The sequence below is a fragment of the Nocardiopsis terrae genome (assembly GCF_014651695.1).
GTDB classification, from domain to species: Bacteria; Actinomycetota; Actinomycetes; order Streptosporangiales; family Streptosporangiaceae; genus Nocardiopsis; species Nocardiopsis terrae.
Map to the genome: position 1 here is coordinate 279,597 of NZ_BMXJ01000004.1, position 13,274 is coordinate 292,870.

General features: G+C 64.9%; 9 protein-coding genes. 5 read left to right on the forward strand and 4 right to left on the reverse strand.

The features are described from left to right. Positions 1–5: 5 nt before the first annotated feature. Together IE195_RS12705 and IE195_RS12710 are read right to left on the reverse strand one after the other, a co-directional pair. Positions 6–3,176 (reverse strand): non-ribosomal peptide synthetase, encoded by a 3,171-nt coding sequence (locus IE195_RS12705; RefSeq protein ID WP_191270983.1) that lies wholly within the window; start codon positions 3,174–3,176, stop codon positions 6–8. Continuing rightward, positions 3,173–3,424, reverse strand: coding sequence for a phosphopantetheine-binding protein (locus tag IE195_RS12710; RefSeq protein WP_191270985.1), 252 nt, complete (start codon positions 3,422–3,424; stop codon positions 3,173–3,175). Before IE195_RS12710 ends, IE195_RS12705 begins: the two co-directional genes overlap by 4 nt. A 601-nt stretch (positions 3,425–4,025) precedes the next feature. Here IE195_RS12710 and IE195_RS12715 point away from each other — a divergent pair. From IE195_RS12715 to IE195_RS26695, 4 genes are all read left to right on the forward strand, one after another. Continuing rightward, the gene (locus tag IE195_RS12715) at positions 4,026–5,324 is read left to right on the forward strand and encodes an MFS transporter (protein WP_191270988.1); all 1,299 of its coding nucleotides are present in this window, start codon (positions 4,026–4,028) and stop codon (positions 5,322–5,324) included. 229 nt (positions 5,325–5,553) lie between these two features. Beyond that, positions 5,554–6,816: a pyridoxal phosphate-dependent aminotransferase gene (locus tag IE195_RS12720; protein ID WP_229826188.1), complete on the forward strand. Its 1,263-nt coding sequence runs from the start codon at positions 5,554–5,556 to the stop codon at positions 6,814–6,816. A 27-nt stretch (positions 6,817–6,843) separates the two neighbouring features. Then, a complete protein-coding gene (locus tag IE195_RS12725; RefSeq protein WP_191270990.1) occupies positions 6,844–7,944 on the forward strand; it encodes a DUF1015 family protein in 1,101 nt (366 codons plus the stop codon). Between the two features lie 326 nt (positions 7,945–8,270). Next, positions 8,271–8,879 (forward strand): CGNR zinc finger domain-containing protein, encoded by a 609-nt coding sequence (locus IE195_RS26695; protein WP_191270992.1) that lies wholly within the window; start codon positions 8,271–8,273, stop codon positions 8,877–8,879. 110 nt (positions 8,880–8,989) lie between these two features. Here IE195_RS26695 and IE195_RS12735 read toward each other — a convergent pair whose 3' ends face one another. Next, entirely contained in the window at positions 8,990–9,367 is a 378-nt protein-coding gene (locus IE195_RS12735; RefSeq protein ID WP_191270994.1) for a hypothetical protein, read from the reverse strand. 433 nt (positions 9,368–9,800) lie between these two features. Here IE195_RS12735 and IE195_RS12740 point away from each other — a divergent pair, with 433 nt between their 5' ends. Next, the gene (locus IE195_RS12740) at positions 9,801–12,659 is read left to right on the forward strand and encodes an AfsR/SARP family transcriptional regulator (RefSeq protein WP_229826190.1); all 2,859 of its coding nucleotides are present in this window, start codon (positions 9,801–9,803) and stop codon (positions 12,657–12,659) included. Between the two features lie 11 nt (positions 12,660–12,670). Here the strand turns inward: IE195_RS12740 and IE195_RS12745 are convergent, their stop codons facing one another. Then, entirely contained in the window at positions 12,671–12,901 is a 231-nt protein-coding gene (locus tag IE195_RS12745; protein WP_191270996.1) for a hypothetical protein, read from the reverse strand. Between the last annotated feature and the right edge of the window lie 373 nt (positions 12,902–13,274).

The following is a 13,274-nucleotide window of genomic DNA, read 5'->3' on the forward strand; positions in this document are numbered from 1 at the left end:
TCCCGTCACTGCTCGGCCCTCCGGATCAGTGCGGCCAGGTCCCGGACGGTGGGGTTGCCGAAAACGTCGAGAATCGCGAGTCGAACACCTTCCTGCTGCTCGATACGTGAGACGGCGTTGAGGACGGTGAGCGAGTGGGCCCCCGATTCCAACAGGGAGCGGTCCACAGTCAGGTCCGACCGGCTGAGCAGCTCCGACCAAAGCCTCAGGAGTCGTGACTGCAGCGGGTCGTCGGAAGCGGGAGCCGCGTCCTCCTCCCGCTGGCGGGCCCAACGGTTCATGAGGTCGTCGGCTCGCCCCAGTAGGGCCTGGCGGTCAACCTTGCCGTTACCCGTCTTGGGTATCTCCGCCACGGGCAGTACCGCTGCCGGCATCATGTACGCGGGCAGTGTGTCCTTCAGCAGGGACGAGATCTCGTCCTGAGCGCCGTCCCCACCCGAGTCCGCCGAACGGATGAAGAGCAGCAGATGCCGATCCGCTCCCTCGCCGCGAACCGCCGCCGCGGCCTCGGCCACCGACGGGTGCGACAGCACCGCGCTCTCGAGTTCACCGAGTTCAACACGGAAACCCCGGATCTTGACCTGCTCGTCGTCACGACCGAGAAAGATCAGGGCCCCCGTGTCGGACCACAGAACCTTGTCACCGGTGCGATAGCGGACGGATCCGGGCGAGCCGTGGGGGTCGGGGACGAACCGCTCCGCGGTCTTGGCCTCATCGTCGACGTAACCGTCCGCGGTGCACCGCCCGCCCAGCATCATCTCTCCAGGAACGCCGAGAGGAGCCAGATGCCCTGTGTCGTCGACCACCTGAGCGGTCACACCGGAGATCGGAAGCCCGATCGGGGTGTGGGTCCGCCAACCGTCGCGGTCCGATGAGAGCCGGTGCGTGGTCACGGCGTGCGTCTCGGTCGGGCCGTACAGGTTGATCAGTTCGATTCCAGGCCGCCGGGCGAAGAACCGTTCGACCAACGGATCCAGGATGAGCTGCTCACCTGAAACGCACACGTACTCGACGTGTTCGAGTCCAGCGTCCGCATCGGAGACCGCCTGCGCGAAGGGCCGTAGTGCGGCGGCGGGCAGGTACACATGGGTCGCGGCGCTCTCGACCACTCGCCGGACGACCGCGGGTAGATCCCTGCGGTCGGCAGGCTCTCGGGAGATGACCGTGCCGCCTGCCGCGAGCGTCGGCACGATCTCCTGGAAGGAGACGTCGAAGCCCAGAGGAGCGTACTGGAGGAACCGGGTCCGGGCACTCATCCCCAGCGCTTCGATCTGCCACGCCGTGAGATTGAGCAGGGGCCCGTTCGGCATCGCCACGCCCTTGGGCTGACCGGTCGACCCGGACGTGAACATCACGTACCCGCCAGCGCCCTCAGTACCGCTGGGCTCAGCAGAGGTGTCCTCGGCGAGGCTGTCCAACGGCACCGCGGGAAGACCACCCACACCGTGCTGGCCGATGATGATTCGGCAGTCGGCCTTGGCGAGCATGTAGGAGAGGCGTTCCGTGGGCAGCGTCCTGTCCAGCGGTAGGTAGAGACCGCCCACCCTCAGTACGGACATGACGGCCACGACGGTTTCCACCAGCGAGTCCGCGGCCAGACCCACTACGTCTCCTGAACCGACACCCCGTCGGCGCAGGCCGGCACAGACCCTGTCCACCTCCCGGTTCAACTGCCGGTAGTTCATACTGCGGTCGGACTCCTCGACCGCGACGGCGTCGGCCCGGTGCTCGGCGGTGTTCCGCAACCACGCGTCGAGATCCGCATACGGCGGTTCGAGACCATAGCCGTCCGTTGTCCGGGACAGTCTCAGGGACTCGTCCGCGAACAGATCGCGCAATTTGATCGAGTCGGCCGTGGCGGCTGATGCGACGGCACCGTGAAGCGACCGCGCGACCGCTTGCGCGACCGGGTCGGGAACGAGCTCGAGATCATGGTCGACTTCGAGCAACCACCCCTCCGGGGTCGGTGTCACACCGAGCCAGAGGTCGAACTTCGCGGTGCCGGGCGCGTGTTCGCGGATACCCGTGACCGCGCCTCCCAGCGCCACCGATGTGGAGTCCTGCATCGCCAGCATCACCGAGAACACGGGGTTTCGGTTGGTGCCGCGATCTGGGTCGGCGTACCGGACGACCCGGCTGAACGGTACCGACGAGCGGCTTCGGACCTTCCTGGCCTCGGGCTGGACGGCCTCGCGCAGGTAGTGAGCGAACTCCGCGTCCCAATCCACGTCCAGAACCACGGGGAGCGTGTTGACGAAGAACCCGCACAGGTCGTAGGAGCCGACTGTGCGCCGGGACAGCAGGGGGCTACCGAAGACGACGCGTCGCTGTCCGGTATGACGGGCCAGGACCGCACCGTACACCGCTGAGAAGAACTCGAACGGGGTCACGGACCACCGCGCGCACGCGCGGTCCACGGCCTCGGATACCTGCGCGCCGAGGGAGACTGTCCGCCTGCGCCCTTGGAACCGGGTCTCCTTGGAGCGTTCCGGACGGGGGTAGATCGTGGTGGCCGGCACCTGCCGCACAAGACGGCCGATCTCGGATGCGTTCTTCTCAACGCGCGAGGACCCCTCGGCCTTGTGTTGGGCTCGGAGCTCATGGAGAAGGGCGTGTTCCCTCGCGGGGCGGACAGCCTCGGTGTCGAGCCGCCCGAGCAAGGCGGAGTCGAAGTCCTTGGCCATCGGCTGCAGGGAGAAGCCGTCGAAGACGGTGTGGTGGACGACGAACACGAACCTGGAATCGTCACCGGCGGCTGAGCGCAGGTGGTGAGCACGGATCAGCGGTGCCCGTGAGGTGTCGAAAGCCGTCTCGGCGAGCTCGCGCACCACTTCGTCCCTGCGCTCTTCGATGCTGCCTTCGACTGTTTCCTGAACCAGGGGCAGGTCATCGTCAGGGGGTGGGACGCCGAGCGCGGCGTGGGGTTCGGGGTCCTCGAGGAGGCTGAGCCGCAGGTTCGGCTGCACCGCGAGTACGGCTGCCATCGCCGACCGCACGTCGGCGGCGGTGTACCCGGGATCGAGGCGCAGCTCGGCGAGCACGTTGTACAGGTTCGCCGTGGGCACAGAACGTTCGACAACGAGCAGCCCGGCCTGGGACTCCGTCACAGGTGCCGTCCACACGATCGTTCGGCCCGTGGTCTCCTCGACGGGGGGAGCGGTGGTGTCCGCGGTCATATTGTCTCGCCTCCGATTGCCGATTCGGCCAACCAGGCGCGCAGCTCGCCGACTGTGCTGACGCCGGCGAGACTGCTCACATCGATTTCCTGCTCCGAGTCCGGACTCGCCGCTACCACGATGCGGACGATCGCGAGTGAGTCCAATCCGATTTCAGTGAGTTTTGACCCGTCGCCGTAAGGAACCCTCACCTGGCCCTGCAAAGCGATTTCCAGCGCTGAATACGATTCGCTGGCCTGCTGCCGCATTGGCGCTCCCCTTGAGAATCTCTGACACATTCAAGCGATGGACAAAATCTACGCCCAGCACCCCGTGGCGCGTCAACAGCTCCACCGGACGCTCCGATAGGAACAAGCAATAAAGGCATAGCAGAACCTGCTCACCGGAACCATAAGAAAAAACTATGGGTCAATAGACAAACCAACTCCGGGGCCTTCTCGCAAACTCCCAGAAAACCCTTCACAAGGGCAACCAGGCCACAGGGAGCGAGAACACCGCGCCGGGCGGACCGGTCTCGCGCCGACCTCAAGGCCCCTTCGCCCCCGGTTCCACGAGGAGGGCAGGCCCCGACGGGCCGAGCACAGCTCGCGGGACCGCCGCCTGCCCCCTCAGCAGGAAGGAGTCCTGGCGGCTCTCGCCTTCGTGAGCTCGGATCCGAGCGGACTCACCCCTCCCGGGAACCGCCCCCTCCATCCAGAACCGAGCGCGCCCCTGGGGTGATCGAGAAGATCTATCGAGCACAGTAACCAACATGAGAACTTAGGTGGTTATACTAGTGATCTGGGTAACACCTGTTACAGCAAGGAAGCCAGTCAGAACCAACCATCAAAGGCGATAAGGAGGTCGCAGATGTCGAACAAGGAAGCCGGGTCTGCACCCGAGCCCCGAGCTCACGAGCCCGCGCAGCACACCGAGCAGCGCGGCGCCGAGGACCGCACAAGCGGGCGCAACACAGCGGTGCTGGTCTCATTCACCGCTCTGACGAACCTGGCCGACGGGGTCCTCAAGATCTCTTTGCCTCTGATCGCCACTCGCATCACCGAGTCCCCCGCGCAGATCGCCCTGGTGGCGATGTCACTGTCACTGCCCTGGCTGCTGACCGCCCTGCACGTGGGGGTCATGGTCGACCGGTTCGACCGGCGCCGGTTGGTGTGGATCGCCAACCTGATGCGCCTGGGTGCGATGACGTGGCTCATCACGGCCCTGCTCAGCGACACCATCACCCTGACCCTGATCTACACCGCCGGTGCGGTACTCGGCGTCGCCGAGGTCATCGCGATGACCTCGATCGCCTCCCTCGTACCCGCGGCAGTCCGACCGGCCAAGCGCCAGCGCGCGAACGCCTGGGTAGCGGGGGCCGAAACTGCCTGCAGCGAGTTCACCGGTCCCTTCCTGGGCGGGCTGCTCATGGCCCTGGGGGCGAGCATCGCCCTGGGCGCGACCGCGATCGGCTACGCGATCGGCATTTTGACCCTGCTTCTGCTGATCGGGCGCTTCACCCCCGACTTCGACCGGTCGAACCCCACGACCGGCGTGCACGAGCGCATCGCCGAAGGACTGCGCTTCCTCTGGAACCACCGGCTGCTGCGCGGGATGGCGGCGTTGATGGTGGTCCTGGCCGCCACCTGGGGAGCCTGGCTGGCGCTGATGCCGCTGGTGGCCAAGACCATGATGGGCCTGAGTGACCAGGAGTACGGCATCCTGCTCAGCGCGCTGGGCGCCGGAGGGATCATTGGCGCGCTGAGCGTCTCCTGGATCAACCGGATGGTGGGGCAGCGCTGGGCGATGCTCCTGGATCTGCTGGGCACCGCCGCGATGGTGGCCGCTCCCGCGTTGACCACCAACCTGTGGATCGTCAGCATCGCGGCGTTCATGGGTGGCATGGGCGGCACGCTGTGGGCGGTCAACACCCGAACCATCAGTCAGCGGCTTGTGCCTTCGGGGATGCTGGGCCGATACAATTCCGCAGCCCGCCTGTTCAGTTGGGGTGCGATGCCCCTGGGCGCTGGTCTGGTCGGGGTACTGGCGGAGTTCATCGGTATCCAGGCCGCGTTCGGGCTCTTCGCCCTGGCGTCGCTCCTGATGATCATTCCCTTTTTCCGCACCGTCACCCCTCAGGCACTCGCCGAGGTCCCGGAGTACCGTTGACCGCATCGGAGAACCGTGGCTTATTCCGCTGAGGCCCACCCGGACCAAAAAGTTCCACCTATTTACCCATAAGCCCTTCCTATCACTATCATCCAGCGAATCGCCTCGAACTACTCCTCGCTCAAATATATTGGACCCACCATCGACACCGGTCCACCCCGGGATTCCTTGGATGCCCTCGGTTCAAGTTTCCCGCATGGCCGGCGCGGAGCCAGCGAAGGAGTAGTTCGTGACGGTTACTTTCGAAAAAATCTCGCCGAATCTGGACCTGAACCACAAAGTCAACCTGCGCAAAGCGCGCGGTGAGTCCCTCGTGAACATGGCCTTCGGTGAGGCGAGGCTCCCGCCCTTCCCCGCCTTGGTGGATCACCTCATCGCCGGGGCGCGGCGCAACTCCTACGGATCCGTCCTCGGCGATGATCAGGCCCGTGAAGCCGTGTCCGGGTACTTCACCCGCCGCCGCCAACCCACGAGTCCGGACCAGGTGATTCTCGCACCGGGCAGCAAACCGCTGCTCATGGCACTGAGCCTCGTGCTTCCCGGAGACGTCCTGCTTCCCAGGCCCTGCTGGAACACCTACGCGCCACAGGCTCACCTGGCCGGAAAGCGCGCCTACGGGATTCCGATCCCGGACGACTGCGGAGGCGTACCCGAGCCAACCGCCCTGCGCGACAGCATCCGCGCCGCCAGGCTTTTGGGGCACGACCCCCGCATCGTCGTAGTGACCCTGCCGGACAATCCGACCGGCACCCTGGCCCCGCCTGACACGGTCCGCGAGATCTGCGCGATCGCGGAGGAGGAGGATCTGTTCATCGTGTCGGACGAGATCTATCGCGATCTCGTCCATGACACACGGGCACAGATACTGAGCCCGGCCGAAGTCGTGCCCCACCGCGTCGTGGTGACCAGTGGGCTGTCCAAGAGCCTGGCCATCGGCGGTTGGCGTATCGGGGTTGCCCGGTTTCCGTCCTCGTCAGCCGGTATGCACGTCCGAGACGGAGTGGCGTCGGCGGCCAGCGAGATCTGGTCGACCCTGGCCCGTCCGATGCAGTCCGTGGCCGCCTATGCGTTCAGCGAACCACCGGAACTACGCGCACACGTCGCGGCCACTGCGCGCCTGCACGGCGAGCTCGCCCGCGCGGTGCACGGCATCATGGTCAACGCGGGTGCCACCTGCCGCAGGCCGACGGGCGGGTTCTACGTATACCCCGACTTCGAGCCGCTCCGCGCCAACCTCGCGCTCCACGGCGTCACCGACTCCGACTCCCTGCGCGACCACCTCCTGGAAGAGTACGGAATCGCTGTGCTCGCGGGTCACTTGCTGGGGGACGACTCCAAGGCGCTTCGGTTCAAGGCGGCCACATCCATGCTCTACGGGGAGAACGAGGAGCAGCAGTGGGCCGCGCTGAACGCCCCGAGACCGCTCGCCTTGCCGCATATACGTGAGTACCTCACGCGTATCGAAGAAGCCATCGCCAAGCTGTGTGCGTGAACACCGGACGGTATCGGAGTGTTGGCCATGTCCCAGCGGTCGGTCCTGCGACCCCAACAGCAGACGACGGGTACCACACCGGGGCCGCCCCGGCACCGGTTGGCCCATGGACCACTTCTTCTGCCTTTCCGCGGACACCGCTACCGCGACGGCGAGGACCTCCGCCTGGAAGGAGCCCCCGCTCTATACGTGATCGAACAGGTGAGCCAGGGACGTACCGTCCAGCGCGGGGTCATCGGTGCGCTCGACCTCGGTTCGGCTGACGGTTCCGTCATCCCCCATGAGAACATCATCCCGGCCAAGGTCGACCTCCAATACCGGATAGCGCGTATGGTCCACGGGTACCCCGAACCGATCATGCTCGCCAGCAGCGGCGGAGTCGGTGCTCGTGGTCTGGCCGCGGTCACCCTCCGGGCACCGGACCAGGAGTTCACCTCCCCGGAAGGAACCACGCACAGACTCTGGGCGTGCACCGATCGCGACGAGCAACGTTCACTGACAGAAGGGCTGGACCGGGCACCGGTGCTGGTCGCTGACGGTCATCATCGCTTCGAAGCGGCTCTGCGCTGTCGACGGGAGTTCAGGGACCGCCGCAACGCCGACCGTGTCCCGGCCCTGTTGGTCGACACCGATCTGCACCCGCTGCGGTTGTCAGCCATCCACCGCTGGCTTCCGAATCTGGATCCCGCATGGGCGATCGCGCGGCTGAGCCGAGGCGCCTCCGTGACCGAGTGGCACGGACCCGCGCGGGATCCCGTACCGGGGGAGTTCATGCTGACCGGCAAGGGACGGACGTGGTCGGTTTCCGCTGTGGACCGCGGGTGGACGGACCAGGCGCTTGCGAGACACCCCTCGGCATGGCGTGACCTGGACACGGTGATCCTCCACCACCTGCTGATCGACCGGGTCTGGGCTTCCAGCCGCGCTGGTGAGGACATCCGCTATATCCACGACTCCGCTGTGGAGCACGGAGCCCCTCCGCCCGAGGGCACGTTGGTGCTTCTCGCTCCGCCCGCCCTGAACCACGTACGCGACCTCGCCGAATCCGGAACCCGTCTCCCGCACAAGACCACATCGTTCGAGCCCAAACCACTCCCATGGCAGCTGTACTACCGGTGGGACTCCTGAGCGACTGCCGAGTACGCGTTTGGTGGTGTGTGCCGATCCAAGGATTCCAGGGAGGTCATGTCCCTTGGAGTGGTGGAACTCCTCGGAGCAGGTTTTGCGGGCCATGCCCTGATTCTTGCTTCCTTCCGAAACGTGTTCCGGGTACAGCGAATCCAGGATCCGAGGTCAAGGAGCACGAGCCATCCAGGACTATCAAGGCAAAGCCCGTTCACCGGTTAGTCTATTGCCCACTCAGCTACCCGACCGTAAAAGCATCTGGTGAAATAAATAACCTGCTACTTGCGCACACCAGTTAGACTTGTGGTAACGACTGAAAGGGGAAGGGCATGGAGCGGCCAGAGGCGGCGGAAAGAATCGAACTATTCGCCAACACCTTCGACTTGGAGAGCGGACGCGACGACTTGGCTGACGCAGAACGGCTCAGACAATGGCTCGTGCGTGCCAGACTCATAGAGCGCACCTCCTCGGTTGGTGACGAGGAACACCGCATGTGCCTTGAACTGCGTGCCGGAATCCGCGAGGTGCTATCCACCGAAGGACCGCATGAGCCCCACCGCCTGGCCGCGGCCGAGGTGATACTGGAAAAACTCCCCGTTCTTGTTAGTTTCACGGGTTCGTCATCCACCGTTGCGGGGCAGCGCTCAGGGGCCGTTCTCGTACCGGCTACCGGACTGGCACCTGTGCACAGGGCGTGCGCACTACTCGCCCTGGATTGGGCGACACTGGTGATGACAGGGCAGGCCAGACGGCTCAAAAGGTGTGCTGAGCACAGCTGCCTCTGGGTCTTCTGGGACGGATCGAAGAACCAGAGCCGCCGTTGGTGCTCCATGAAGGTCTGCGGCAACCGTACGAAATCCCGCCGTCACAACGAGCGCTCCAGGCGCCCCCGAACACCTGCCGCCCTACCGCCCGGGCACGGCGAAGGATCGGAGTGAAACCGCGAGGCCAACATCGTATGAGCTGGGAAGACGGCGGTGTTTCCGCCCGAACCAGCCTCACCGCTCGCGCCCCTACCTGCTCAGAACACGCGTGGGCGGGTAGGTGATCAACCCTCTCGATCAGATCCCGAGGTTTCCCGGGTGGATTCGTCGAACGCGTAGAACCTGCGCCAGGTACACAGGAGGCCGTGTTCCGAGATAGTGAAGAAGTCGGCGAAGAACTCGGCACGGGAGCGGCTCGCGTCAGGCGAGTGCGGGGTGAGGGTGCCCGTGACGATCACGTCCGCGCCGCTGGAGATCACCCGTTCCGGGTGGCTTCGCCCATGTTCGACACACTGTTCGAAGACGAAAGCGGCCGCGGCCTCCGGGGCTCGCGCACGGTCGGGGTCAGTAGCGCAGAAACCACTCTCGCTGTCCAGGAGGGAGGCGTACCCGTCGAGGTCACGCTCGTCCAGGTACAGGTATGACAGCAGGACATGCTCCACTCCTACGGAGGCGATCTGCGCGCTGAGGGTTCGTCGAACTTCATGTGAGGTGGACACAAGGCGCCTTCGTCGTCGGTGTTCCGATCTAACGCTTCCATCCTGCGCCAACAGATAATTGTTGGACTATCGTGCGGATATCACCTGGGCCCGTGCGGCACACCAAGCTCGTTCATGGCCATGGGCCCCACACCCTGTTCTGCGCCCTGCTCATCGGTGTCCGCGCCGTGATCTCCGGCGCCACACATCAAGAACCACCCAACAAAGCGGTGAACCCGTGTGGCCGGTTCCGGACTTCCCCATCCGGCGTCGCAGCGAACTCCATAGTGGGTCCGTACAGGTCAGTACGTAATTTCGTGTGCACGGACCGCATCCGCTCCCCTGTCACCCAAGTTTGCTCCAGATTCGCTGCCTGATAATAAGAAACACTCGGAGAGTGGATCGTTCGCTAGCCTCTGGAGGAGAGATCGACACGCTACGGGCATCACCCGAAACCCATTTCAGGCTGCTCGGGCCGCTGAAGGTCATCGGACCGAACGGTCCGCTGATCATCCCTTCAGGGCGTCAGCAGATCGTCCTGGGAGCCTTCCTCGTCGAACTCGAACGGGTGGTCTCCATCGACCAATTGATTGATCTCATCTGGGAATACGATCCCCCGAACACTGCACGCACTCAGGTGCAGATCTGCGTCTCTCTGCTGCGACGGCTCCTAGCACCCACCGGCGCGGAAATCGCGACCCACGCGCCCGGCTACCAACTGGTGGTCGAGCCCTGGAGAGTCGACGCCCACGTTCAGCGGAACCTGGCGAACGAGGCGGCTGCCTTGCTGAAGGAGGGCCGACGGGAAGAGGCGGCTGACCGATACCGCGCCGCCGCCGCGCTGTGGACCGGCCCCACTCTGAACGGCCTAGGGTCGGGCCCTCTACGGGCCAGGGCCGCCCAGCTCGACGAGGAACGGATCTCCCTCATCGAGTCCCGGCTGGAGATCGAGCTCGATTTGGGCAGACACAGGCAGGTCATCGGCGAGATCGGCGCCCTGGTCGAAGAGTACCCACTACGTGAACGCCTGCGGGCGCAACTCATGCTTGCCCTGTACCGCTCGGGACGCCAGGCCGACGCACTGAACGCCTACCGGGTAGGCCGTGAGCTACTCGTGGAAGAGCTCGGTCTGGAGCCCGGGGAAGAACTCCGGGATCTGGAGAGCGCGGTGTTGTCCGCGGACCCAGCCCTACGCGCCCCGGAGACCTGGCGGGAGAAAACCCTCACCATGGCAGGTCACCCCTCGGCTGGTCGAAGCGTGCCCCGGCAACTGCCCTCGGACACCTCTGACTTCATCGGACGAAAGCACGTCATCACCGACCTACGTAACGCTCTTCTGGAAGGAGAGGCCGCCAACGTGGCGGTGCTCATGGGCCGTCCAGGCGTGGGTAAGAGCGCCACCGCGGTGCGGGTCGCTCACCTCCTGGCCGACGAGCACTACCCTGATGGCCAGCTCTACTGCGATCTCAGGGCGACCCGGGGAACCCCGGTCTCCGCGACCACCGCTCTCAGCAGGTTCCTGCGTGCCCTTGGGGTCCCAGCCCAGGCTATCCCCGAGGACGTCGACGAGCGGGCCGCCATTTACCGGGAGCTCCTGGCCACACGTCGAATGCTCGTCGTACTGGACGACGCGGCCCTGGAGTCACAGTTGCTTCCCCTGCTCCCCGCCGGACCCGGGTGCGGGGTCGTCATCACTTCCAGATACTTTCTCACCGGACTTCCCGGGGCGACGTCGATCCAGGTGGAAAACCTCACTGACGAAGCATCGATCGCATTGCTGAGCCAGGTCCTGGGCGCGGACCGGGTCAGCGCCGAACCGGAGGCCGCCCGAGCGCTGGTGCGCGCGGTCGGACACCTGCCGCTCGCCTTACGCATCGTCTCCGCCCGTCTGGCGGCCCGCCCTCGGTGGGGCCTGACCGCGATGGTCGAACGCCTGGCCGATGAGAGGCACCGCCTCGACGAGCTCGCGCACGGGGACATGACGGTCCGGGCCAGCCTCTCTTTGTCGCATGAGGGAATCGACCCGCTGGCGGCCCGAGCCTTCAGACTACTCGGCGCTCTGGAGGGACCGACCGTGCCGATGTGGGCGGCGGCGGCCCTACTGGACGACAGCAGGCCCTTTCCCACAGATCTGGTCGAACCCCTCGTCAACGCGCACATGATCGACATCATCGGTGTGGACTCGGCGAACGAACCGGTCTATCGGTTCCACGAACTGGTACGTGACTACGCTCGCGAACAGTTGGCGAGGCAGGACGTCGTACACAGACGGGACGCGGTCGCTCGCGTGCTGGGGGGCTGGCTGTCACTGCTGGATTCAGCCAACCAGGTGATGACGGGCGGCGACTATCTGCGTCTGCGAGGCAACGCTCCACGTTGGAACCCACCCAAGCAATACGTTTCCAGGTTGCTGACCGACCCCTACTGCTGGCTGGAGGCAGAGCGGGCCAACATCAAGCACACCGTTTTCCAGGCTGTGGCCGAGGGCATGGACGAACACGCCTGGGACGTCGTGGTGGGCTACTCCCTCTTCTTGGGGCGCAAGGGTTACACCGAGGACATGGACGAGCTCTTCGCCGCGGTCGAACCACTTCTTCGAGAGCGTGAGAACCGTCGCGGGCTCGCAGCGCTCATCGTCTCGGCGCAGGACGCCAGCCTCGCTCAGCGGGGCTCCCTCGAACGCATCGCACGCGTGAACGAAGCCCTGGACGTTTTCGCGGACTTGGGCGACACGCACGGGCAAGCCCTGGTGCAACGGCAGCTGGCCGATCTGGTCGACAAGCAGGAGGTGCGTACACGTATTCACCTCTGCGAACAGGCACTACAGGGTTTTATCAAGGTCGGAGACCTCGGTGGACAACGCAGGTGCTTAATCCTCATGGGTTACCTGCGTTTCCGTGATGGAGACGAGAAGCGAGGCATGGCCGAACTCGGGCAGGGGCTGTCCCTGGCGGAGAAGAGTGGAGATCCCAGGGCACTGGCACAGGCCCTGCGCAAGATGGGGGTGTTGGAGAAGGAACGCACCGAATACGACCGTGCGTCAGAGCACCTGGAGCGTGCGTACACGCTGGTCGACACCCTCGACGACCCCGTGGGCAAGGCCATCATCCTGCGGGAACTCGGCAGGGTTCAGGGAATCTCGGGGCGAACTGCACAGGCACGCTCACTGCTGACCCGCTCAGCGGAAATCTTCGGCGAATTGCGGTTCACAGAGAAGCGGAACGAGGTTGAGCTCGACCTCGTGGGGCTGGGATGAAAGTCCCTCCCTCAGTCTTCCCACGGGTCGCTCTCAGAAGCCGCGCAGGTGTTCTGGGACATAGCGCACACCCGACTGGCGGAGGCCGTGTCAGCGTACAGATCAGCCTTCACACCGACCACGCCCGCCGGGTGAGAAGCACTCTGGCCAACGAGCGACACCCCGAGGCAAGCGGTTCCCGCAAAGACGAAAGTGGAGGCGAGGACACCGGCGGGGTGGATCAGCTTGGTCGTGGTCTTCATCGTGGGAGCCTTTCGCGTGGGTCCTGTTCATTCGAGATGACCACAACTTAGGCAGTGAAGTTCGATTCTCCCTATCAATCCGTTATTCGAACGGCTTCCCCGTGAAAAGAGTTCGATATGACATCAGTCCAGCCCGGTTTTCAAGGGTTCGCAATTTGATGGATGACCGACATCAGACCGGCGGAATTAGTTATTTCAACTAAGCCGTCCTGGAGATTTCAAGCTCGGTGTGCTGCTTAGCACTCCAGCCGCACTCGGATATCTCGGTTCGAGCAACCCCCGGACATGAGACGGGCACTGCAACGGAAGCCGATCCCACCGGGCGAACGGGTTCGACGACCTGTTCTCCCAGCTCGTAGCGCCCTCCTTCGGC

Coding starts and splice junctions, on each gene's coding strand:
- IE195_RS12705 (WP_191270983.1), bottom strand. CDS start 3,176: ATGACCGCGGACACCACCGCTCCCCCCGTCGAGGAGACCACGGGCCGA.
- IE195_RS12710 (WP_191270985.1), bottom strand. CDS start 3,424: ATGCGGCAGCAGGCCAGCGAATCGTATTCAGCGCTGGAAATCGCTTTG.
- IE195_RS12715 (WP_191270988.1), top strand. CDS start 4,026: ATGTCGAACAAGGAAGCCGGGTCTGCACCCGAGCCCCGAGCTCACGAG.
- IE195_RS12745 (WP_191270996.1), bottom strand. CDS start 12,901: ATGAAGACCACGACCAAGCTGATCCACCCCGCCGGTGTCCTCGCCTCC.
- IE195_RS12725 (WP_191270990.1), top strand. CDS start 6,844: ATGTCCCAGCGGTCGGTCCTGCGACCCCAACAGCAGACGACGGGTACC.
- IE195_RS26695 (WP_191270992.1), top strand. CDS start 8,271: ATGGAGCGGCCAGAGGCGGCGGAAAGAATCGAACTATTCGCCAACACC.